Source organism: Filobacillus milosensis, from assembly GCF_004402015.1.
In the GTDB taxonomy this organism is placed as follows: domain Bacteria; phylum Bacillota; class Bacilli; order Bacillales; family Alkalibacillaceae; genus Filobacillus; species Filobacillus milosensis.
Window position 1 is genome coordinate 68,354 of record NZ_SOPW01000014.1, and the last position, 22,521, is coordinate 90,874.

General features: G+C 33.9%; 26 protein-coding genes. 15 read left to right on the forward strand and 11 right to left on the reverse strand.

What is annotated here, in order from left to right:
* Nucleotides 1–32 precede the first annotated feature (32 nt).
* Complete coding sequence (ku, locus tag E3U55_RS12575; RefSeq protein WP_134340831.1) at nt 33–905, forward strand: non-homologous end joining protein Ku; 873 nt, start codon at nt 33–35, stop codon at nt 903–905.
* A gap of 31 nt (nt 906–936) precedes the next feature.
* Here the strand turns inward: ku and E3U55_RS12580 are convergent, their stop codons facing one another.
* Complete coding sequence (locus E3U55_RS12580; RefSeq protein WP_134340832.1) at nt 937–1,533, reverse strand: hypothetical protein; 597 nt, start codon at nt 1,531–1,533, stop codon at nt 937–939.
* Nucleotides 1,534–1,637: 104 nt separating this feature from the next.
* On the opposite strand from E3U55_RS12580, the gene E3U55_RS12585 reads away from it, so the two are divergent.
* From E3U55_RS12585 to E3U55_RS12625, 9 genes are all read left to right on the forward strand, one after another.
* A complete protein-coding gene (locus tag E3U55_RS12585) occupies nt 1,638–2,216 on the forward strand; it encodes a hypothetical protein (RefSeq protein WP_134340833.1) in 579 nt (192 codons plus the stop codon).
* Nucleotides 2,209–2,496 carry a hypothetical protein gene (locus E3U55_RS12590; RefSeq protein WP_134340834.1) on the forward strand — a complete coding sequence of 96 codons (288 nt, stop codon included), beginning with the start codon at nt 2,209–2,211 and terminating at the stop codon, nt 2,494–2,496. Before E3U55_RS12585 ends, E3U55_RS12590 begins: the two co-directional genes overlap by 8 nt.
* A gap of 63 nt (nt 2,497–2,559) precedes the next feature.
* The gene (locus tag E3U55_RS12595; RefSeq protein ID WP_134340835.1) at nt 2,560–3,219 is read left to right on the forward strand and encodes a hypothetical protein; all 660 of its coding nucleotides are present in this window, start codon (nt 2,560–2,562) and stop codon (nt 3,217–3,219) included.
* 97 nt (nt 3,220–3,316) lie between these two features.
* The gene (locus E3U55_RS12600) at nt 3,317–3,625 is read left to right on the forward strand and encodes a rhodanese-like domain-containing protein (protein ID WP_134340836.1); all 309 of its coding nucleotides are present in this window, start codon (nt 3,317–3,319) and stop codon (nt 3,623–3,625) included.
* A 43-nt stretch (nt 3,626–3,668) separates the two neighbouring features.
* Nucleotides 3,669–4,793: an MBL fold metallo-hydrolase gene (locus E3U55_RS12605; RefSeq protein ID WP_407644117.1), complete on the forward strand. Its 1,125-nt coding sequence runs from the start codon at nt 3,669–3,671 to the stop codon at nt 4,791–4,793.
* Nucleotides 4,794–5,127: 334 nt separating this feature from the next.
* Complete coding sequence (locus E3U55_RS12610; protein ID WP_134340838.1) at nt 5,128–6,075, forward strand: alpha/beta hydrolase; 948 nt, start codon at nt 5,128–5,130, stop codon at nt 6,073–6,075.
* 88 nt (nt 6,076–6,163) lie between these two features.
* On the forward strand, nt 6,164–6,418 hold the full coding sequence (locus E3U55_RS12615) for a WYL domain-containing protein (RefSeq protein ID WP_134340839.1): 255 nt from the start codon (nt 6,164–6,166) through the stop codon (nt 6,416–6,418).
* Nucleotides 6,419–6,459: 41 nt separating this feature from the next.
* Complete coding sequence (locus E3U55_RS12620) at nt 6,460–7,413, forward strand: P1 family peptidase (protein WP_134340840.1); 954 nt, start codon at nt 6,460–6,462, stop codon at nt 7,411–7,413.
* 68 nt (nt 7,414–7,481) lie between these two features.
* A complete protein-coding gene (locus tag E3U55_RS12625; RefSeq protein ID WP_134340841.1) occupies nt 7,482–7,727 on the forward strand; it encodes a YkuS family protein in 246 nt (81 codons plus the stop codon).
* A 49-nt stretch (nt 7,728–7,776) separates the two neighbouring features.
* On the opposite strand, the gene E3U55_RS12630 is transcribed toward E3U55_RS12625, so the two are convergent.
* The gene (locus tag E3U55_RS12630) at nt 7,777–8,694 is read right to left on the reverse strand and encodes a YncE family protein (protein WP_134340842.1); all 918 of its coding nucleotides are present in this window, start codon (nt 8,692–8,694) and stop codon (nt 7,777–7,779) included.
* A 141-nt stretch (nt 8,695–8,835) separates the two neighbouring features.
* Between E3U55_RS12630 and E3U55_RS12635 the strand changes: the two genes are divergently transcribed.
* A complete protein-coding gene (locus E3U55_RS12635; protein WP_134340843.1) occupies nt 8,836–9,519 on the forward strand; it encodes an RluA family pseudouridine synthase in 684 nt (227 codons plus the stop codon).
* Here the strand turns inward: E3U55_RS12635 and E3U55_RS12640 are convergent.
* The 6 genes from E3U55_RS12640 to E3U55_RS12665 all read right to left on the reverse strand — a co-directional run bounded on the left by E3U55_RS12640 (nt 9,516) and on the right by E3U55_RS12665 (nt 14,526).
* Complete coding sequence (locus tag E3U55_RS12640) at nt 9,516–10,028, reverse strand: metal-dependent hydrolase (RefSeq protein WP_134340844.1); 513 nt, start codon at nt 10,026–10,028, stop codon at nt 9,516–9,518. The genes E3U55_RS12635 and E3U55_RS12640 overlap by 4 nt on opposite strands.
* Nucleotides 10,029–10,153: 125 nt before the next feature.
* On the reverse strand, nt 10,154–11,026 hold the full coding sequence (locus E3U55_RS12645) for a hypothetical protein (protein WP_134340845.1): 873 nt from the start codon (nt 11,024–11,026) through the stop codon (nt 10,154–10,156).
* The gene (locus E3U55_RS12650; protein ID WP_134340846.1) at nt 11,019–11,531 is read right to left on the reverse strand and encodes an RNA polymerase sigma factor; all 513 of its coding nucleotides are present in this window, start codon (nt 11,529–11,531) and stop codon (nt 11,019–11,021) included. Before E3U55_RS12650 ends, E3U55_RS12645 begins: the two co-directional genes overlap by 8 nt.
* 543 nt (nt 11,532–12,074) lie before the next feature.
* The gene (locus E3U55_RS12655; RefSeq protein ID WP_134340847.1) at nt 12,075–12,725 is read right to left on the reverse strand and encodes a BMQ_0737 family morphogenetic spore coat protein; all 651 of its coding nucleotides are present in this window, start codon (nt 12,723–12,725) and stop codon (nt 12,075–12,077) included.
* Nucleotides 12,726–13,143: 418 nt separating this feature from the next.
* The gene (locus E3U55_RS12660; RefSeq protein WP_134340848.1) at nt 13,144–13,551 is read right to left on the reverse strand and encodes a Mov34/MPN/PAD-1 family protein; all 408 of its coding nucleotides are present in this window, start codon (nt 13,549–13,551) and stop codon (nt 13,144–13,146) included.
* A gap of 450 nt (nt 13,552–14,001) precedes the next feature.
* Nucleotides 14,002–14,526 carry a hypothetical protein gene (locus E3U55_RS12665; RefSeq protein WP_134340849.1) on the reverse strand — a complete coding sequence of 175 codons (525 nt, stop codon included), beginning with the start codon at nt 14,524–14,526 and terminating at the stop codon, nt 14,002–14,004.
* Between the two features lie 747 nt (nt 14,527–15,273).
* Between E3U55_RS12665 and E3U55_RS12675 the strand changes: the two genes are divergently transcribed.
* Nucleotides 15,274–16,368 carry an NAD(P)/FAD-dependent oxidoreductase gene (locus E3U55_RS12675; RefSeq protein ID WP_134340851.1) on the forward strand — a complete coding sequence of 365 codons (1,095 nt, stop codon included), beginning with the start codon at nt 15,274–15,276 and terminating at the stop codon, nt 16,366–16,368.
* Here the strand turns inward: E3U55_RS12675 and E3U55_RS12680 are convergent.
* Nucleotides 16,357–16,776 (reverse strand): hypothetical protein, encoded by a 420-nt coding sequence (locus E3U55_RS12680; RefSeq protein ID WP_134340852.1) that lies wholly within the window; start codon nt 16,774–16,776, stop codon nt 16,357–16,359. The two genes, E3U55_RS12675 and E3U55_RS12680, sit on opposite strands and share 12 nt — an antisense overlap.
* 105 nt (nt 16,777–16,881) lie before the next feature.
* Here E3U55_RS12680 and E3U55_RS12685 point away from each other — a divergent pair, with 105 nt between their 5' ends.
* A complete protein-coding gene (locus tag E3U55_RS12685; RefSeq protein ID WP_134340853.1) occupies nt 16,882–17,223 on the forward strand; it encodes a winged helix-turn-helix transcriptional regulator in 342 nt (113 codons plus the stop codon).
* A 176-nt stretch (nt 17,224–17,399) separates the two neighbouring features.
* Here the strand turns inward: E3U55_RS12685 and E3U55_RS12690 are convergent, their stop codons facing one another.
* Nucleotides 17,400–18,158, reverse strand: a complete 759-nt coding sequence (locus tag E3U55_RS12690; protein WP_134340854.1) for a hypothetical protein — start codon at nt 18,156–18,158, stop codon at nt 17,400–17,402.
* Between the two features lie 204 nt (nt 18,159–18,362).
* Between E3U55_RS12690 and E3U55_RS12695 the strand changes: the two genes are divergently transcribed.
* Nucleotides 18,363–19,946 carry a peptide chain release factor 3 gene (locus E3U55_RS12695; protein WP_134340855.1) on the forward strand — a complete coding sequence of 528 codons (1,584 nt, stop codon included), beginning with the start codon at nt 18,363–18,365 and terminating at the stop codon, nt 19,944–19,946.
* Nucleotides 19,947–20,314: 368 nt separating this feature from the next.
* On the opposite strand, the gene E3U55_RS12700 is transcribed toward E3U55_RS12695, so the two are convergent.
* Nucleotides 20,315–21,550 carry an IS110 family RNA-guided transposase gene (locus E3U55_RS12700; protein ID WP_134340856.1) on the reverse strand — a complete coding sequence of 412 codons (1,236 nt, stop codon included), beginning with the start codon at nt 21,548–21,550 and terminating at the stop codon, nt 20,315–20,317.
* Nucleotides 21,551–21,971: 421 nt separating this feature from the next.
* Between E3U55_RS12700 and E3U55_RS12705 the strand changes: the two genes are divergently transcribed.
* Entirely contained in the window at nt 21,972–22,331 is a 360-nt protein-coding gene (locus E3U55_RS12705) for a barstar family protein (RefSeq protein WP_228547564.1), read from the forward strand.
* Nucleotides 22,332–22,521 lie beyond the last annotated feature (190 nt).

The following is a 22,521-nucleotide window of genomic DNA, read 5'->3' on the forward strand; positions in this document are numbered from 1 at the left end:
ACGTGAAAACTAATCCCAAAAGAGGTGATCGAATGCATACAATGTGGAAGGGAACTATCAGTTTCGGGTTAGTTAATATTCCAGTAAAATTACATTCAGCAACGGAAAATAAAGATATTAAGTTAAGGAACTTGCATAAGGAATGTCAATCGCCAGTTAAATATGAAAAGGTTTGTCCAGTTTGCGAAAAAGAAGTAGGCAATGATGACATTGTTAAAGGATTTGAGTACACCAAAAATAAATTTGTCATTTTAGAAGATGAAGATTTAGAATCGATTAAAGATGCGAATGAAGATAAATCCGTTGAAATTATGGACTTCGTCAAGTTAGAGGAAATTGATCCAATTTATTTTGACCGCAGTTATTACCTATCACCAAACGATGGTGGAGGAAAAGCCTATTCATTATTGAGAGAGGCATTGAAAGATACAGGTAAAATAGGCTTAGCTAAGATCACCATTAGATCTAAAGAACATCTTGCGGTCGTACGTATTTACAACAATACCCTGGTCATGGAAACGATACATTACCCAGATGAAGTCAGAGATTTTCAAGAAGTGCCTAACGTTCCTGAAGAAACTAATGTGAATGATAAAGAGTTAGAAACGGCTAAAATGCTAATTGAACAGCTAAGTACTGAATTTGATCCTGAACAGTACACTGATGAATATCGAACCGCCTTATTAGATTTAATTGAAAAGAAAAAGGCTGGAGAAGAAATCTCTACAGCCAAAGAGCCTAAAACACCAGATAATGTGACAGATTTAATGGAAGCCCTGGAAAAGTCCCTTAACAAAACGCAAAAAGGAAAGAAAAAGACAGCGGCAGCTTCCAAGAAAAAATCGACTACAACATCTAAGAAAAAGAAATCAACAAATAATAAAAAGAAAACAGCTACATCTTAATTTATGGTAAGGTCTGAAACAGTTTCAGGCCTTATTTAATTTTAAAAAAACTGTACAGAAATCTCTGTATTACATTTTGTGATTGAGAAGTTTGTTCATTAATTTGAGTTTTCGACTTCACATTAGGAACCTGGTTTGGTCTGAAGTTATTACTTTTATTTCGATTTGCTTTTACAAATTTATAAGTATTGTTCCGGAAATGTTTAGTAGGAATTTGTTGAATACTTTCAGAAGAGTTAATTAGATGTCTTAATTGTTGGAAGGACAAATTAGCTTGTGACTTTATTTGTTTAGCTTTATCAGGAGTATTTGTTTCATTTGGTAATGACATTTTAATCTGACTGACATCAGCTTGAATGGATTTTAATGTTTGTTGAATATCAATTAAAATTTTGTCTGCATCAATTGTAGAGTTTTTATGGTTTAGATTGTTGTTGTTCATAATCTTCTCATATGTATCTTCTAATTTACTTAAACGTTTGTTTTGCTCTTTTAAATTAGAGTTAAATTTTAAAAAATCATATGATTGAGGACTGTTGTATAATAACTCTAATAACCTCTGGTATTGTTCTAAGAGAGATTTCATGTATTCAACTTCATCTAGATTATAGAGCTGATACCTTTTCACATTGACCCTCCTCATCGTCTAGTAAAATAACCTTATCATATTACACATTCTAATGTGCATAAGCTTTATTATAATATTCTATTATTTGGGGGAAGTGTAAATGCATGGGTGAAGATCATTTCAATATGTTAAATAATTTAATTGAAGAACTTGATGACCAGACTGAGAAATACGTAAATCAGATGAAAAATCGTGTGTCTGCTATTAAAGAATCAACTTCCAGTGGAAGTGTACTTTGTTATTTTACTTATTCATTTAATATTTCACACTGTGCAAATAAGGAAAACATTATGCTCTGTTCATTTAATGTAATAAACTTGAGCAAAAAAGCTGTTCATAATCCGTACATATGTCTAAATATCCCGACTGACCAAGGCTTCAATATGATGGGAAAGATAATTCAGCCAAATCATAATAATTTAAAAAACCAATCAGATGCATGGGAAAGATTTACACAAACGGAAAACAATAATGAGTATTGGCTTCGACCAGTTAATAATGAGTCTATACCTCCTAATGAAAGAATAAAGTTTTCTAATTTTCAGATTAAATGGAATGCTATAAAACAGTATAGCGCAAGTATTAAGGGTTATTTTTATAGTGATGAATATCCTAATGGGTTAAATGCTATAAATGGAGTAAGCGTCAATGGCAATGTTGAAGGGAGAGAGAGCAATGGATAATGAACAGCAACTAATAATAAAAAAATTAGTCCACCAAACTTTCCAAGAACAACTTGAAAAACTGAAAAAGAACAAAAGTGACAACAGCTATTTGTTCTTAGATAGTGATATTATACAACTAATAATTACAATTTTTCTTCTGAAAAACGAGAATGAACTAGTTGATAATAATCATGAAGATGTTAAATCAGATGAAATAAATGTTATTCATAATAAGCTCAAAAAGATGATTGAGAATCAGAAGAAAGCTTTTGAAGAATTGTTTGATCAACTTTCTTAAATTTGAACTTCTTTGAATGGGTGGGCATATATATAACTACCAATTTTAAAGGATGGACGATTAATGGTTAAATCATCAGTTGATCCAATTATATTGAAGCAACAATTAATTCATGTTAAATCGGAATTAAATAAATATAAGAAACAACTAAAAACTTATCAAGAAGCTTCCCCATTCATTGAGCTAGATTGTCTAAAACAAGAAGTAAAAGAATTAAATGAACAAAACTTTATTTTAAATAATCAAGTAACTATTTTAGAAGGAAAATTAGGTGAATATAAAAAACGTATTATTGTAAATAAGATAAAGAATCAACTTCATCAAACTAATCTCAATCAAATTAAAGAAACACTAAAAAGTTTAGAAGCAGAGTATTACAAATTACAAGGAAAATACAAACAATTACTAAAAATTAAAAATAGTCAATCAATAATTAAAGTAGAGAATCGAAATTTAGAAAATAAAAAGTTAGCCCCTACTCATTTTGAGTATAATTTACAAACAGATCCAAAAAATGAGCATAATTATAACAAAAAGACAACTTCGATTGAGGAAGCTTTTCATCAATTATTAATAAAAAATATCTTAAACTGGTTAGATGTTATTATTCGAGAAAAGACACAAATAGAATATTCATCTGTGAGAAATCAGCTAATATTAATACTTGAAGAGAAAATGTTAAAAGTTGAAAAAGAAATAAATGATTTAAAAGATCAAACCTGAAGTTCTTGAACTTTTCAAGAGCTTATTTTATGTTTAGAGGTATAACTTACTTTTTAATGAGTTACATTAAATTAGAATGAATAGGAGGAATCATTATATGCCACACAGAGAAATTCAACCAAATGATGTAAAGAATTTACTTGATAACAATGAAAATTTAAGCCTAATCGATGTAAGAGAAGAGGAAGAAGTAGCTGAAGGAAAAATTCCTGGAGCGAAACACATTCCTTTAGGAGAAATACATGAGCGTCTTGATGAGATTGATGAAAACACTGAACACATTATGGTTTGCCGTTCAGGTGGTCGAAGCGGAAAAGCAACAGATTACTTAATGACAAAGGGATATAAAGTGAAGAATATGCCTGGCGGAATGCTTGAATGGGAAGGTCCGATTGAGAAAAAATAAATACGGGTATAGGTATTATAAGTCTTAATTGGAGGTGCTAAGATTGTCAGAAGTAAAAAATATTCCAGTAAAAGAATTAGCAAAGAAGATTTTTAATGGAGAAGAAATATTTATTCTGGACGTAAGAGGAACAGATGCATTTGACGATTGGAAAGTAGAAGGTAAAAACGTTGATGTACGTAATCAACCTTTTTCAGAGTTTAAAGATGATTTAAACGCCTTAGAAGTTGACGTACCTAAAGATGAACCTTTTTATGTGATTTGTGCTAAAGGTAAAACTTCTTCAATGGCTGCTGAGAAACTTGCGGATGCAGGTTATGATAACGTATATTCGGTTGAAGGCGGTATGCAGGCTTTTAGTGAGCACTTAGAACCTATTGAAATTGGATCATTAGCAGGCGGAAAACTTTATCAATTTGTTCGAATTGGAAAAGGGTGCCTGTCTTACCTCATTGAATCCAATGGAGAAGGCGCGATTATTGATGCTAATCGAATGATTAATCAGTACGATGAATTTTTAAACAATACAAATATCAATATTAAATATGTGATCGATACACATTTACATGCTGATCATATTTCAGGTGGAAAACCGATGGCAGACGAGCATGATGCCGACTACTATTTACCACCAAAAGATGCTAGTGACGTAAAATTTGAGTACAAATCAATAGAAGATGGGGACGAAATCAAGGTCGGAGATACAACAATCAAAGCTTATTATTCCCCGGGACATACGATTGGAAGTACATCGTATATCGTCGATGATCAATATCTCATGACAGGAGATATTCTTTTCATTGATTCTATTGGACGTCCTGACTTAGCAGGTAAAGCTGAAGATTGGGTAGGAGATTTAAGAGAAACTTTATATTCGCGTTATAAGAAATTGTCGCAGGAATTATTAGTGCTGCCAGCGCATTATATGAGTATTGAAGAAATGAATGAAGATGGTAGTGTATCTGAAAAATTAGGACAGCTGTATAAAGAAAATCATGGCTTAAATATTGAAGACGAAGATGAGTTTCGTCACGCAGTTGCAGATAACTTGCCGCCTCAGCCTAACTCTTATGAGGATATTCGAAAAACAAATATGGGACAACAAAATCCCGAAGATGAGAAGCAACGTGAAATGGAAACCGGGCCAAACCGTTGTGCCATTAGATAATAATGAGAGGAAGCCAGCTAAAGATTTAGCTGGCTTTTTTTAATGGATAAATTTATTTGCTTTTTCCTAAAAATAATTTGCTTTTATCGAAAATTTATTTGTTTATTTCCAAAAAATATTTGCTTATTTTTAAATTTTATTTGCTTATTCCAAAAATTTATTTGCTTATTTCTATAATTTATATAAACGTCTGACTCATAGCTGTTCAAGGTAATTAATAAAAGCTAAATCTTAGTAACTTTTCATTACGAATAGGTATTTTAGTACATATTTTAACTTCTAAATAATAATTGTCCTCAATATAATAAAACAAACTTAGAAAAGGATGGTGTCTATGGCTAACTTAAATGAGCAATCTAAAATATTTTTAGAGCTATTTAAAGAAATGCCAGATTTTTCGACGATGGAGCCGGAAGAGGTCAGAGCGCTTTTTGAACAAATGCCTTTAGGAGACTATGTCCCTGAAGAAGTTTCGAATGTAGAGGACATAACGATCTCTGCTAGTGATGGTTATGAGATTCCAGTTCGAGTGTATTCACCTGAAGGACAAGGGCCATTTCCAGTCTTCATTTACTACCATGGTGGCGGATGGGTGTTAGGCGATTTAGATTTTGTTGATTCAACTTGTCGCATTTTAACCAACGAATTAAATAGAGTAATAATATCAGTTGACTACAGGTTAGCACCTGAACATAAATACCCTACACCAGCTGAGGATTGTTATGAAGCATTAGAATGGGTCTATGCAAATCCTATCGAAATTGATGGGGATGTATCTAACATGGTTATAGGGGGAGATAGTGCTGGTGGTAATTTAGCTGCGGCGGTTTCGATGATGGCAAAAGATCGTGAAGGTCCACCTATAGCAGCACAAGTTTTAGTCTATCCAGTAACTAATTTAAGTTACGATACATCATCTTATGATGAATTCGCAGAAGGTTATGGTCTGGATCGAGACCTTATGAAATGGTTTGGCCAGCATTATGTTCGTGAGGAAGAAGATTTTTATAACCCATATGTCGCACCATTAACTTGTGAGGACCTTAGTGGTTTGCCACCTTCAATTGTCATTGTAGCGGAGAATGATGTACTAAGAGATGAAGGGCTGGCTTTTGCAAGAAGGTTAAAAGAAGCAGGAGTTAAAATGGATGCGAAGCTGGAGTTAGGTGTCGTTCATGGCTACTTTACAAATGTGCTATTTTTTGAAGATCGAGTGAAACAAACGGTAAGGAAAATCAATTCATTTATTTCTGAAGTCACTGAAAAAGTCATCGAACAATAATCTAAACCTGCAGGGGCTACTCTGCAGGTTTAATATTTTGAGTATAAAACTACTGTTTTTCTTATAAATGTTAAGTGGTTGTGGTATAATGCGAACAAATGTTCTTTTTGGAGTTGATCATATGGATCAGTTGCTCATTCGAGCTAAAGAAAATAAACAGCGACTAGAAATGATATATGTGAATGAACAAGGCGAATATTCACAAAGAATCATTCGAGTCATGAAAATTTATGAACATTATATTTTAGGCTTCTGTTACACCAAAAGAGCTGTACGTCAATTTAAAAAAGATCAAATTTTATCGATATTACCATATAAGAAGGGAAACCAAGATGGTGCCTAGAAGTACACACAAAAGAGCTAATAGTTTTTGGAGGTGTAACGTTGAGCTTTGATAATATTACTGACGTTCCAGGAATCAAAGTAGGGCACCATGAAAACTCAAAAGCTTTAACTGGTTGTACGGTTATATTAACGGAAGATGGGGCTACTGCGGGTGTAGATGTACGAGGTGCAGCACCAGGAACCAGGGAAACCGACCTTTTAGACCCAGTGAATATGGTCAATCAAATTCACGGCCTGTGTTTATCTGGAGGAAGTGCCTTTGGATTGGATGCCGCGAGTGGCGTGATGAAATTTTTAGAGGAACAAGGTGTTGGGCTGGATGTCGGAGTTGCCAAAGTACCGATTGTCCCATCAGCCATTCTGTTTGATCTAGCTGTCGGTGATGCTGACGTTCGTCCTGATCAGCAAATGGGTTATAATGCCGCACAGAAAGCAGCTCGAGGAATATTTCAACAAGGAAATGTTGGGGCGGGGTGCGGTGCTACCGTTGGAAAAGTCATGGGCTTTGAACACTGTATGAAAAGTGGTCTTGGAAGTGCAGCGATTGAGCTTGATAATGGATTAATTGTTGGCGCACTTGTTGCTGTTAATGCGTTTGGAGATGTACGTGATCCCAAAACAGGTGAGATTTTAGCAGGTGCCATTCATCCAGAGAGTGGTGAAATAATTGATAGTGAAGAATTTATTTTGAACCAAGCACAATCGCATGGTCGTGTGGGACAGAATACAACAATTGGCGCGATTGCTGTTAATTCTTATTTATCAAAAGCTGAGGCTAAAAAAATATCGCAAATTACTCAAAATGCGATTGGACGTACCATCCATCCAGCGCATACGATGTATGATGGAGACACCATTTTTACCATTGCTACTGGTGGAGAGCATTACTCACTCGACCTAATAGGTAGCTTAGCGACACAAGTGATGGAAAAAGCCATCATACGAGCTATTAAAGAAGCTGAACCTGTTCAAGGTTTAAAGGCATATGAATAATTAAACTCACTTGCATATTTTTCCCAAAAATGAGTCAAACTAACGATTGGGAAAATGGAGGTGAGAATATGGCGAGAATTGGTGTTGAAGATAATTTAACAGATGTTAAAGAAGCTTTGGAACAAAAAGGTCATGAATGTGTAACATTAACAGGGGATAATGCAGCTGAATGTGATTGTTGCTGCATTTCAGGTCAAGATCAAAATGTTATGGGTATGAGTGATGCAACTTCTGATGGGTCAGTCATTAATTGTGACGGAAAGACTGCCGAAGAAGTGGCACAAGAAGTTGATGAAAAATTACAAGGCAGGTAAATGAAAAAAGACTCCTATCTGTTTAATGCAGAAAAGGAGTCTTCTTAATTTATAAAGTTAAAAACGAAATCCCATCAGGGTGGATACCCACATCAATGCGATCTTCCTCTTTTAAAGTCTTTAGGTTAATGATAGAGATGTCATTCGTTTTATTATTCGCAACATAAGCTTCTGACCCTTCTGAATTTATGGCGATACCACCTGCCCAACGGCCAACTGGAATTCGTTTGATTTCCCATGGTCTTGTGATGCCATTTATATGTTGTTCAGTCTGGATTACCGACACATCATGAGAGTGGCGATTAGCCGTTAAGGCGTAATTTCCATCCGGAGTAAATACTAATCGTACAGGACAGTCGCCAACACCTACTTTGTTAAGTACTTCATATGTTTTTAAATCAATGACCATCACATTGTTTTCTTCTTGATTGGCAACATAAAGAAGCTTGCCATTCGGATGAACTGCGACACCTTCAGGACCTTTTCCAACAGGGAAATGATTCACAACCTTTTCACTCTCTACATCAATCTCTGTAATATTATGACTCGCGATATTTGGTACATAGACAGTTTGACTATCTGGTGAGAATGAAATCATATGAGAATATTTCTGATAGGTCGGAAAAACATTCTCGATTTCATCTGTCTCAGTATTGATTACAAAAATTTTACTAGAGAAGGTAGAAGCCAGGAATAACTTTTTACCATCTTGCGTAATATCAACCCCATGCGGAAATTTGAAATCAGGGTGTTCGATCGTTTTTATTATCTCAAAACTACTATTATCCATAATATCTAGTTTGTTACCTAATGAACAGGCAATATAAGTTTTTTTACCATCTTTCGTCACAACTACTTCATGTGGGTTGTGTGACGTAGCAATTGTTTTCATGACTGATTTACTTTTCAAATCTACAACGGATAGTGTATCTTGATCTTTGTTTAACACGATTAAATAATCGTTCATATCGAGTCTCCTCCCAAATGTATATGTCGAAATCATTTTAACATTGCGACAATTTTTCGAGAAACGATTAGACTCAAATAAATTAAAATTAATAGGGCATTATGATATTCTATGGGCATACTTGAAAAAGGAGTTACCAGAATGGATATTAGAATTTTGCATGAAGATAATCATTTATTATTTGTTGAAAAACCAGTTAATGTACCGGTACAAGCTGATCAATCACAAGATAAAGATCTATTAACAGCGCTTAAAGATTACATAAAAGTAAGAGATGAGAAACCAGGTAATGTTTATTTAGGATTAGTTCACCGATTGGATCGTCCAGTTGGAGGTGTGATGGTTTTTGCAAAAACATCCAAAGCGGCATCTCGTTTATCAGATCAAATTAGACGTAATGTATTTGATAAGGAATATCTGACTGTAGTGAGGCGAAGACCTAATAAACATAAAGATCAATTAAAAGATTTTCTTATTAAAAATAAAGAGGAAAACAAGGTCTATACATCTTCTCATAAAAATAAAAAAGCTAAAAAGGCACTGTTGGATTATGAATTATTAGGGGAAAACAAGGGGCTTAGCTTACTTCATATTCTCTTACACACAGGCCGTCCTCATCAAATTCGCGTTCAGCTATCTTCACGTGGCTGGCCAATTTATGGTGACCAAAAATATGGGGAGAAGGTAAATAAACCAGGCCAACAAATCGCATTATGGTCACATTCATTGACGATTGAACACCCAACCAAAAAGGAAGAAGTAAAAGTGGTATCGCAACCACCTATGGACTTCCCTTGGCATTTATGGTCGGATCTAATTAGTTAGAATTTCTCTCTTATTGATTGCACGAATTCATTAATCAAAGGTCCATCTAATATCATGATGAGTAAAATAATAATTGAAGCGACTAAAACTAAAGATTCTGAAGTCCCACCAGTTCGATAGGTAATGAATGAACTTGGATTAAAAGGCTTTCTAATTATCGGGTAAAGCAAGGGCACACCTCTGTTTGAAAAAAAGTCTCCAATAATATGTCCGATGTAGCCAATGGACAAACCGTATGTAAAAGCAGAAGGATAATTCAAACAAATAATGCTGATCAGTACCCAGCAAAATAACGAATGTGTAAACCCGCGATGGCCAAAGACCATCTGAATGATTCGGGCTAGTCCAAATGAACGTTTACCGATAAAGGAATCCCGTTTATCTAAATCGGGGAGGACACTACCAATTGCTGTTCCGATAATATAACCGGCAGTAAATGGGATGGCGAAATATTTAGAGATGCCTGCAGCGATTGTTAAGGATGAAATGATGTGTGTTTTTGCTTCCATGTTGACTCCTGTTCTAGTTGAATTTTTATTAGGGCTGATGAATATTTTACCATAAATGTGAAAGGTTTAAATGTGGAGAAATAACTAAAAAAGCATGTTGGTGATAATCCAACATGCTTTATATTCTATATTGTCCATTGATCGTGAACAATCGCTACTAATTTCCACTCACCTTCAGAGTTTTCTTGGAAAACGAGGTTCAAGCTATTCCAGTCCATTCCGCCTTCTTCACTGGGTTCAATGTAATATTCAACCACTTTTGAATTAGGAAAAACCTCATTAATGTTATTTTTCATCGTCCCACGAGTTTTATTTTCATCGTAAAGAACTTCATCTGCATTTTTATAATCCCTGTCATAGATATACTCTTCAAAGTAATCAGCAGGGGTTAATTCAATGGGTTTTCCACTTCCGTCTTGCGTACCCCAAGTATAAGTCTTAGAATCATTTAAGAAATTATCGACTTGTTCTAGATTAAAGACTTGTGCTTGTTCACTTATATTTACGTAAGGTGAAAATAGCAATCCTTTTTCTTCGTGCACCATCTTAGATAAATCTTCCGTGTTCTTCTGAGCGATGTGGTTAATCACCTCATCAGCTTGTTGTTTAATTATTTCTTCATCTGAGAGCTCTGGCGTGTCTGCATTGTCACTTGAAGAGTCTTCATTAGTGTTAGTTGAATCTTCACTCGATGCATCGAAACCACCATCATCAGCACTATTTTCTGCGGTGCTACTGCTTTCATTAAGTTCATTGGTGAAAACTTGATCGAACATATTTATCGATGCAAAAGCGATAACAATTACAGCAGCAACACTTGTTAAAGCAACTGCTACTTTATTCATCGTGTTCCTCCTTTGGTCTTTTATGTCCATCTGCCGAGCAGTGTTGAGAACGTTCTCGTAGATTTCATCAGCTTTTTTAGGGTTCATTTCATAATTAGGAAACTCATTCAACTCTTCTTCCAACGGACGATTATGATTTTGATCATCACTCATCGTGCAATCCTCCTTGTTTCAAGCGCAAAGCCTTGATGGCTCTTGAATAGGTTGTCTTAACTTTTGATTCAGTCCAACCTAAAACTGAAGCAGTTTCAGCTACATTCAGCTCTTTGATGCCTCTTAAAATAAGCACCTCTTTATAATTTGATTTAAGTGATTGGATACATTCATAGATCTGTCTTTTTCTTTCATTGTTTTGCAAAATCGTATCTGGTGTTTGATAATTTGGTGGTTCTGGTGAATTCTCCAATGTCACTGTTTGATCCATTCCACGTCGCTTTCTTTTTCTAGCTTCGTCTACTGCCACGTTTCTGGCAATACTGAATAGCCACGTTTTTGGATTTGACTCGCCATTAAAGCCACCAATGCCATGCAGAGCTTTAATGAACACTTCTTGAACAAGGTCCTCTGTATCCAATTTTCCAGTGTAATACACAAGGAAGTTATATACGTCATTATGATATTGTTGGTACCAATCGGAAATAATCTCACTTCTTCGCATGCGAATGTCCTCCGAAAATCAATTTTCACTTAATAAGACGAATAATTAAAAAGTTCGTGACACTTTATTATAAAATATAAAAAATAAAATTGGTCAACGATATTTTTTACATTAATTTACTCGTATGGAAAGTTTATTAAGTATTATAGGTGAAAGCTGTTATTTGGTGCAAAAAAATTTAATTCATGAACATGTTGTAAATCGTAAGACTAATAGTTATTTTGCTTAACTGATATACAGGTTAGATAATTTAAAAAGTTAGTTAGTTTAATTCCATAAAAAAATCACATCCCTTGTGATGTGATACAGTTTTCGTTTTATTTAGATATATTTGCTAAGAATGTAATGATCTGCGAAACTACACTTCACAATTTTAATCCGTACTATGAATCATAAATGTTATTCATAGTACGGATTATTGGTTATGCATAGTTAAATTACTTTAAATTCCCTAAGAACGTATAGATCTTTAAATTACACATTTTTTGTTTGTTGTTTTTAACCAGTGTTGTTCGAACGAATTACTTGATCTTGGCGACAAAATTAATTGTTTGTTGGTGTGTTGTTGTTTGGAAATAGAGATGTACACGTTTCTGGGATAGCTGGCGTTGGGCAAGGTGGGAATGATAAAATGTCACGCGGTTGACAGAAGTCAGCTATTAATTCAAGTGTTACATCGAATGTTGATTGAATACTTTGACACAGACGTACATTCACAACAGCGTCTAGACTATTAGGAGTAGTGGTAGGGTCACATTCAAGATCAACTATGAAACAATCGAGCTCAGTAAACGTTACTTCAATTTCAGTATCATCAGGAGCACATAGTATTACTTGTTCACTTCGTGCGAAAGGGGCTGATACCTCTGCAGATCCACCAGCTAATAATGGTAATGTGAATACAACTTCAAAGTTTTTTCGGAGAGTAACTACCTGTAGTTCAACGTCTTCATCACCAATTGTAAACGTACGTGTTTCTCTATTGAGTTCTTCTATTGCGGGGTCTGATGGTTGAACCTCACAGGTGACTGATTCAGTATCAATATCATCACATGTTAATTGTACCCCTTCGTCTTCTGGTAAATCTAAATCTGTAACATTTAAGTCAAAGTTAGCATCGTTAATAACCCAGTCATACACTTTTGTGGTGTTAATACAGACTAGCTCTTGACCGCCAGTAAAATTGTTATTCATTTTTTATATTGCACCTCCAAAATTTATATAAATTATATTAATTTATATATTCATAAGGTATGTAGATAATAGATTAGTGGATAGTTAAAGAGCTGATTTTTTACAAAATTAGTTAAAATTAATTAAAATACACATTTCTGTAAAATAGCAAACTATTAAAAAATTATAAAATATTTAACTCCTCCAACATATATTGAGGAGGAGTTAGGTCTATATAAGAATTTATTTACTTACTACACCCACAGTCACTTTTTTTAGTAGATTTTCTACTAGTTTTTTGTATCGAATGGTTGAAAGAATTGACTGCTTTTATCCTTTTAAGAGTATTTTTCGACTTATAAGTTTTCATGCTTACAGCTCCTTTTTTGTCTTGATAGGTTATTATAATTTTCAATATTCTAATTAGAATGGACGTTGTTCATGTTTTAATACGAAATAGGCATTCAAAATAATTATTTTTATCAATATTGAACAATTTCATAATAGGATCTTGATATTTAAATGAAACAATCATCATAAGAATATCTTTAGACATATGATTTTTAAGGTCAGAATAAGAGGGTGTAGGTAAAGTCGTTGGATGTGAATGATAGGTTGCAATTAATTTTTCTTGTTTGATATTAATTTGTTCCAGTGTCATATTTACCACTTTTTTATCAACAAAAAATCGATTACTAGATTGTAATTGATTAATTAACGGCCAAACAGTTTTGATTTGATTACAATTTCCACTTAAAAAACCACAAGCTTCATATGGTAGATTAGAATCCAATTGATTTATGATTTCGTCATAACAAATTTGAGGTAATATTATTTCCGATTTCATTTTATTTACCCTGGGAAAATAAAGAAGTTATTAAATTTTTAAACTTCTTTTTATTATTCTGATTTGGACTTGTATTATTAAAATTACTGTATATCTGTTGATCAATAGGTTGAATACTTTGATTAGACGTATGTTTACTAACTTGACTTTTAGTTTTATTTATAGATTTATTATTTTCTTTCGGTTTACTTTTTACTGAATGTGTCATTTTCTTACCGGCATTATTATGGGATAATTTTTTATAATGAATTGGTGATTTCGGTTTGGGCTTTCTTAGTGTTGGATTTGGTGACTGTTCTAAATTAGTATGTGCTTCAACTTTATTGATTTGATGATTTAAATTATTACCATCTGGTAATTGCTTGTTGTCAATTTGTTTTTTATCCTTCTTAGTTTTATCTTGTGTTTGATTAACTTGTTGAGTTGGTGGTGTTTGACTTTTTATTGGATTTAAATACTCTTGTTGATTGTTAATAAGAGTTTTTTTTTAGAATTAGATACATTTGAAGAAGAGATTATTTGTTGTAGTTGTCTAAATTCAGACGTACGAGGTTTTAGTTGGTAACTATTTTGTCTGTTGGTACTTTGAACAGGATATGTTTGAATATTTTTTTCTTGATTTTTATGATGTTCATTCAATAGGTCACTTAATTCTTCAACTATGACATTAAGGTTAATTTTCTTTATTCGTTCTTTAATAATGGTTATATCGTTTTGCATATCTTCTATCGATCGATTTATTATTTTTATTTCTTTTGTTAATTCTTCTAAGGATAACTGTTCATTATTCGGTTCTTTTCCTTCTTCCATCTGTTTAATCACCCTTTCTATCAAGTAAATCTTCTCTTTATATTCAAATAGTTTCATCCATAAATCTTCTATATTATTAGTCGATCGCGATTGACTTATTTTGCGAGTGAAAAGCTTGTTTTCTGAGTCATAATGACGATTACTATAATATTTAAATTGAACCATAAGCGTCATCCTTTAATTTATAATATTTTACCAATTTAAAATTGTGATAGATTTTCAATAGTTTATATCCAAAATTAGTGAATACTTTTTTAATATTTATATGCCTTAATAAGCATAGCTATTATTGTTTTTTGTGGAAATTATAGAAATATCGACTAATAACTAGTCATATGGTTGGTAGAGAAATTTATTAAAAATCTTAACTGTTGAGGTGAGACTTCTTTGAGTCAAAAACAGCTACAACAAAAGCTAGATGAACTTAATGAGAACACTGTGAAGAGTTAGCTTCTGTTAATCAAATCAATGTAAGTGGTCAGTTTGAAAGCCGAGGTGAAGTAAATGAGTAAGGCTGAGAGAGAAACTCATTAATAAGTTAATTTCTCATAGTATTACTAAACACTTGGAAGGCTTGAATGATAACAACAAACAAGACAATAGTGTTTTTTTGTTAGAAAGAAAAACATTGAATATGCTGATGACGTACTGTTACCTAGATAATCTAACAAAACCACCAAATCAAATTAGTGAGGGAATACATGGGGTTGATCAAATAATTAAGAAGAATCAGGAAGCCTTTGAAGAAATATTAGATTTATTAAATAAACCACAAAAGAAGTAGGGTTTTTAGTTTGATGTTGATTGATTAAGTAGCCATGCCATGATGTATGATGGTATGGCTTTTAATTATGAATCTAATAATAATTACTTTAAAATGAAGTTAAAGGATATCTAAAAGGAGTAATCTTATTGAGGAATTTTATAGTAATCGGCGCAGGCATTATCGGAGCTTCAACCGCTTATCATTTGGCTAAAAACGGTGCCTCTGTAATATTAGTAGACAAGAAAGACTATGGAGAAGCAACACGTTCAGCTGCAGGGATTGTAAGTCCTTGGTTATCTCAAAAATATAACCCAAAAGCTTATGAAGTGATAAAAAATGGTGCCAGGTACTACCCTGAACTTATCAATGAACTGAAGAAAGACGGAATTACAAATACGAGTTATGGGCGAGTGGGTTCCATTCATTTACATAAAAGTGAGGATAAGCTTCACAAAATGGTGCAGGATGCAAAGAATAGGCGTGAAGATGCTTCTGATATTGGTGATTTAACCATTTTAAGCGGACAAGACATCCAACGTCAGTGGCCGTTTATGTCTGATCGTATGGGAGCTGTTCATGTAAATGGTGGCGCAAGAGTTAATGGTGATGTATTTAGACAAGCTCTTGTGGAAGGTGCCGAAAAACATGGGGCACAACTATTGAAAGGAACTGCACAATTAATTGGGAGCAATAAAGTTCGAGTTAAAGATCAACTATTTGAAGCCGACAAAATTATTATTACAAATGGTGCATGGGCTCAGCAGTTGTTAAATCAAATTGGCATAAATATTGAAGTGAGCTCTCAAAAAACTCAAATCTTACATTTAGAAGTGCCTGATGAAGATCCATCTCAGTGGCCAGCCATTATGCTGCCAAATAATAAATATATTGTCGGCTTTTCAAATCATAAGGTTTTCGTGGGGTCTGCTCATGAAGTTAATGAAGATTTTGATTCTAGAAGTACTGCCAGTGGTGTATATGAAATTTTAAAGACTGCTTTTAAATTTGCTCCAGGGCTAGAAGGGGCAAAATTTATTGAATCGAGAGTAGGATTTAGACCGAATGCTTTTTCAGGTCATCCGATTATCAGTAAGTTACCTCAAAATGAACATGTAGTCATCGCAAATGGATTGGGGTCGTCTGGAATAACGAGCGGACCATTCTTGGGGTTAGAAATTGCAAATGATTTACTTGGGAAGCAAACTACATTAAATTTGAAGGACTTTCACCTAAGTCATTAAATCTTCTTCAACAATTGCACTTACAAAACCAGCATTAAAACATAATATAGTCGATTCAATTTCTTGATTTAATGATAATTTACTATCAGAATCCAGGACATTCTCTCGTTGTTTTTCGGTAATAACATCCCAAATCGATGTATTGACTGATGGTAGTATATTGACAAAGTCCAGAAAAGTTTTCTTGCTATGATTCGTACATTGAATGTCATAACCACTATTTTTAATTTCATCCTGAGTAATTGCATGGTCACCAAAAGATATTCGGTCTCCAATTAATAGGATTAGGTGGCCAAGTAGCCCTTTTATTTGTGTACTATGCTCTTCATTAAGAAGATGCTCTAATATATCATTTTTATGCTCGATTATAAATTGTCCAGCTTGTGACATTAAGTCAATATTTCTCATGTAATTCCCCTTTCATATGTGAGAAAAGTCTCTCCTATTCATTTTAAAGGATTAGAAAATGTTTTAAAGTGGTATATTTTAATATACCAAGGAGGCGAGGGGAAAATGGACAAGGATTTAGAAAACATTAAAACGACGCTAGACGTGGTGTGCGGTAAATGGAAAGCTGTCGTCTTATATAAATTAACTAGTGGTACACTACGTTTTGGTGAGATTAAAAAACAAATACCTTTAATTAAACATCAAACCCTAATTAAGCAACTAAAAGAGTTAGAAGAAGATGGTTTAATAAACAGAAAATCTTATCCTGAAGTTCCGCCGAAAGTTGAGTATTCTTTAACTGACTACGGACGCGACTTAGAATACTTGCTAACTCACTTAGTTGAGTGGGGAAATGAACACAACCGGCTAAGTTATAGAGCTGAAAAAGAATTAGAAGAAACTTAAGAACACCACCTTCGTTTTTAATGAAGGTGGTGCTTTTTTTAACATTTTTAGGAATAACAGTTTAAATTTTAGAAATAACATGAATTATTTTAGATTAAACGTACGAATTGTAGATTAATAGATAAGTTTTTTGGGTTAACGGTGTTTGTTTAGAAAATGACTAGCTGATCAAACAATCATGTTGTCCACTCATCATGAACAATGGCGATCAATTTCCAGTCCCCATTATTATCTTGTTTAAAGACTAAATTCAGGCTCCCCCAATCTAAATCCATTTGTCCTTCCACATAATATTCCACCACATGTACATTGTTAAAGTAGGTAGAAATATTATTGATCATGCTGCTCCGTTCAATATATTCGTCATACTTAATTTCATCTGGATTAGAATAATTTTTGTTATAAACATATCGACTAAAGTAATCTTGAGGAGTTAAATCAATTGGATTTCCTGTACCATCCTCAGTTCCCCAGTTATAGATATTTGTATTGTTTAATAACGTTGGAATATCGCCTTGATTGAACTGTTGTGAGTTAGGTTGAATATAGATATATGGCGAAAATAAGAGCCCCTCTGTACCATGCACAAAAGAAGCTAGGGTGTTCATATCACTATTGTGTAAAGCATTAACAATTTGCTCTGATAATTCTAGAATGATTTGTTCATCAGTTAATTGACTTTTTTCTTCCTGATTAGATGATGTTGATTCATCTTTATCTTCACCGGTATCTGCTTCTTCTTCCTCAGCTTCTTCAGTGTCGTTTTGGATAATTTCCTTTGATGATTTTTGGTTCGAGGTTTCAACTACATTAGGCAAATCTTGAGAATAATTAGTAGCATCTTCTATAGATTTTTGACCTAAATAATTTAATAACAATATTGTCGTAATTACTCCTGCCACTACACCTAAAACGATAAAAAATAAACTTTTCATTTGGTGTGCTCCTTAAATTTTCTAATTACTATAGTCTATTAGGTCAAATGAAGAAAGATGAAAAATAGACCTTTTAAAGAGTGAATTTTATAGTGTGATGTAGTATATTGGTAAAGTGAAATTAGAGAAGAAGGAGAATCATAACATGTAAGTTAAAATCCCGTTAAATAAAAAAATACTAATGAATAGAAGGGATTTTTTATTATGTCAATACAAGAAGAAACGAGTAAGCGTCGAACGTTTGCGATTATTTCACACCCTGATGCGGGGAAAACAACATTAACAGAAACGTTGTTATTATTTGGTAACTTAATTCGTTCGGCCGGAACGGTTAAAGGGAAGAAATCTGGAAAATTTGCGACATCAGATTGGATGGAAATTGAAAAGCAACGTGGTATTTCTGTGACATCAAGTGTGATGAACTTCCCTTATAAAGGACTTCAAGTGAATATACTGGATACACCAGGTCACGAGGATTTTAGTGAAGATACGTACCGTACATTAACAGCAGTGGATAGTGTAGTGATGATTATTGATGCAACAAAAGGGATTGAAGCTCAGACGAAAAAGCTATTTAAAGTTTGTCGTATGCGAGGCATTCCTATTTTTACTTTTATAAATAAATTAGACCGTGAGGGGCGAGAACCGTTTGATTTATTAGAAGAAATTGAAGAATTATTAGACATTGAAACGTATCCTATGAACTGGCCAGTTGGTATGGGGAAACGATTCCAAGGTATTTTTGATCGTGATGGCAATCAGTTTGTTCATTATAGCGGCAATGAACAAGAGACGTTTATTCCATATGATGAACTTAAGAAGCCAGAATATGAAGAATTAGTGTCCAGCGACGAGTTTAAAACAGCACAAGATGAGGTGGCGTTACTAGATGAAGCAGGTGATCAGTTTTCAATTGATCAAGTTCTGAAAGGCGAACAAACGCCCGTATTTTTCGGAAGTGCATTAGCTCCGTTCGGTGTTCAAACGTTTTTTGATACCTTTATTTCAATGGCTCCACCACCTGCACCAAGAAAAACGACTGAGGGCGTGGTTCAACCGGGTAACCCTGATTTTTCAGGATTTATATTTAAAATTCAGGCCAATATGAATCCACAACACCGAGATCGAGTGGCATTTTTAAGAGTTTGTTCTGGGAAATTTGAACGTGGAATCAGTGTTAAGTTAGCCAGAACAGGAAAAACAATTAATTTATCACAATCACAACAGTTTGTTGCTTCATCAAGAGACAATATTGAAGAAGCATATGCAGGAGATATTATTGGAATATATGATCCAAATGTATATCGAATAGGAGATACGCTACTTGAAGGTAAGGAATTATTTGAATATGATGAATTACCTCAATTCCCACCAGAACAGTATAAAAGGGTAACAGCTAAAAATGTGATGAAGTCTAAACAGTTCAAGAAAGGTATAGAGCAACTCGTTCAAGAAGGAGCCATTCAACTGTTTAAAAAATATAAGACAGAATCCTACATTTTAGGTGCAGTTGGTGAACTTCAATTTGATGTATTTAAATATCGCATGCAAAACGAGTACAATTCGGAAGTCCTCTTAGAACCGATTGGAGAGCGTGTACCAAGGTGGTTGAATGAAGAAAAGGTCAATACGGCTCTGTTTGATGAACGAAACATGCTTGTACAAGACCGTGAAGGCAACAATGTCGTATTGTTCAAGAATGACTTTGCCTTGCGTTGGTTCCAGGATAATCACCCAGATGTAGAGTTAATTGATTTATATGAAGTTAATAAATATGATCAGACATAAAAAAGGTAACTGTGACTATAACGGGTGCCGTTAAGAGGCAGGGTCATAACGATAAATATTTTATTTAACACGTGATTCGCACTGGAATCACGTGTTTTATTTTTGATGTTAATTCATCAAGGAATTTGTTCAGAGCTGAAATTAAACGAAGGATAAATAGAAAAATATGTTAAAATTTATATAATATATTACAAAATTTGTGAAGGATTGTACTTAAAGTAAACCAGCTAATAGTTTGTCAACTTTTTTTAATAAAAATCTAAAAAAACATATGATATACTAAATTTGTGCATGCCAAATAACCTTCCACCAATATGTTGGAAGGTTTTGTATATTTTAGTTATATATAGTGAATTACAATCTGTTTATTAAGCTATATCCTGGAAAGTCGTTTTGTTTTTGAGTAAGGCAAATATCCAATGTAAAAGCTTATTTACACAGGCAATAACAGCTAACCTAAAAGGCTTTCCTTCTTCACGCTTTTTATCATAAAATTCCCTTAACTTTTTGTTGCGAGGGAATGTTTCTTTGCTTGTTTTGGTTTTGCGTTTATCACGTATGGCACACCGAACAGCTAAATACAAGGCATGTCTTAATCTACTAGAACCTCTTTTTGTAATCCGGTTTCTCGTAGCGGAGAATCTGCCAGATTCAAATACGCTAGGATCGACACCGGCAAATGCTACAAGTTTTTTAGGGTGATTAAACCGATCTATTTCACCTATTTCTGAAATGATTGTGGCGGCAATCTTTTCACCAATTCCAGGAATAGATTGGATTACCTTATATTCTTCAATGTCTTTAGCTAGGGCATCTATCTGAGCCTCCAACTTTGATAGATGCTCTTTGAATTGAAGAAGCATATCTATATACAACTCCAAACTCAACAGGTGACTATGATAGATTGTCTTTTTAAATGGATTACGAGTTGCAGCTTCCCTAAGTTTTTGTGCCTTCTCATAAGCCCATTTTTGTGAACGACTTGTACATAAATTAGAGATTCGATTTGCCAGCTGATTTTCACTAGTATTTAATATATCTTCTGATGCAGGAAACTCTTGTAGTGTCCTTAAGGACACATCTGAATACAGGTCTCCAAATACCCCGTTATATTCTGGGAATACTTGTTCCAATACAGCTTGAAATTGTAATTTTGTTTGCATGTGGTTGCTTGTTATATTTTCATGCTGCCTTGTGAGGTTACGCAAGTTTAATAGCTTTATCCCTCTCTTTTTGTGGGAGTCTAACTCTTCTTTATAATAAAGCTCACAGAGAACATAAGCATCAACTGCATCCGTTTTTACTTTCCTTAGGTTAGAGCCTTTAGCTCTAAACGAAATCAAAGGATTAACGATAATTAATAAATAATTATGTTCTTCTAAAAATTGAACAACAGGCGTATGGTAATGCCCTGTAGACTCCAAAATGACCGAAGGATATTGACCTGTTAGTTCCTTCAAATGCTTTAGGAATTCTAATAATGAACTCAATCCCTCACGCGTATGATCAATACTAAAGCTTTTACGGTAAGGCTTTTTCTTGTCCAGAAATGCTTGAACCTGGCTTTCCCCTTTAGATACATCCAGACCTACGACTGGATCCATTAAATATCTCCTCCCTAAATAGTTTTCGCCGGTGCCCCTAACCAATCTTGTAATATCACAGCTTCGCTTGTTAAACGGGATCATGTCCCAACCAGCTAAATCATGTTTTTACAAGTAGGGGGTGAACTGTTTACTTTACGGGGTCAATGCCCCACGGGCAGTTACGTTCTACCCCGGCTACTGTTATAATAAAACCATATAAAAAATGGTCAACCAGAATGATCTGGTTAACCTTATATTACGAACGGGGCAGGATAGTTGAAGAAGGAATATGTTGGAGGTGCAAAATGGCAAAAGAATTCTGGAAGGATCTAATGCAGGATGGAAGCGTTACTCTGTTTTGGAATAACAGCATTTATGAAAAAAATATATAGAGGCACTAAGATTAGAAGGTTTTGATATACATACATTTGATTGCACTATATGGGAGAAAGATAATTATCATAAAGAGTTAGCCAAAACTCTTGAATTTCCAGAGTATTATGGTGAAAATTTAGATGCTTTCAATGATTGTTTATCTGATATGATTCCTAAAAATAAAGGCTTTGTATTAGCATTTAGGAACTATGATATTTTCACAAAGAAACACCCTGATATTGCATTTCATATTTTAGACATTATACAAATAAATTCATGGCGATTTCTAATTGAAGGTACGGTTTTATTAGGGATTGTTCAATCTAATGATGGTAAATTATCTTTTCCACCATTGGGAGGAATGGATGCTGATTGGAATAGAGATGAATGGCTTAATACAAATAGGGGCTTAAGGGGCTTATAAAATCTTATTAAGCTAATGGAGGCGTTAGTTCAAGAAGGACTTTGCTTAGTGATCAAATATGGGCAGGTTAGCATTCCTGTAGAGCGTTAAATTTCAAGTTTGATAAAAAAAGAGTCCCTCGCTAAGATGATTATAGACAAGTAAACCAATTCTTAGGAGGAACTCTTATATGAAGTATAAAATGCAAAAT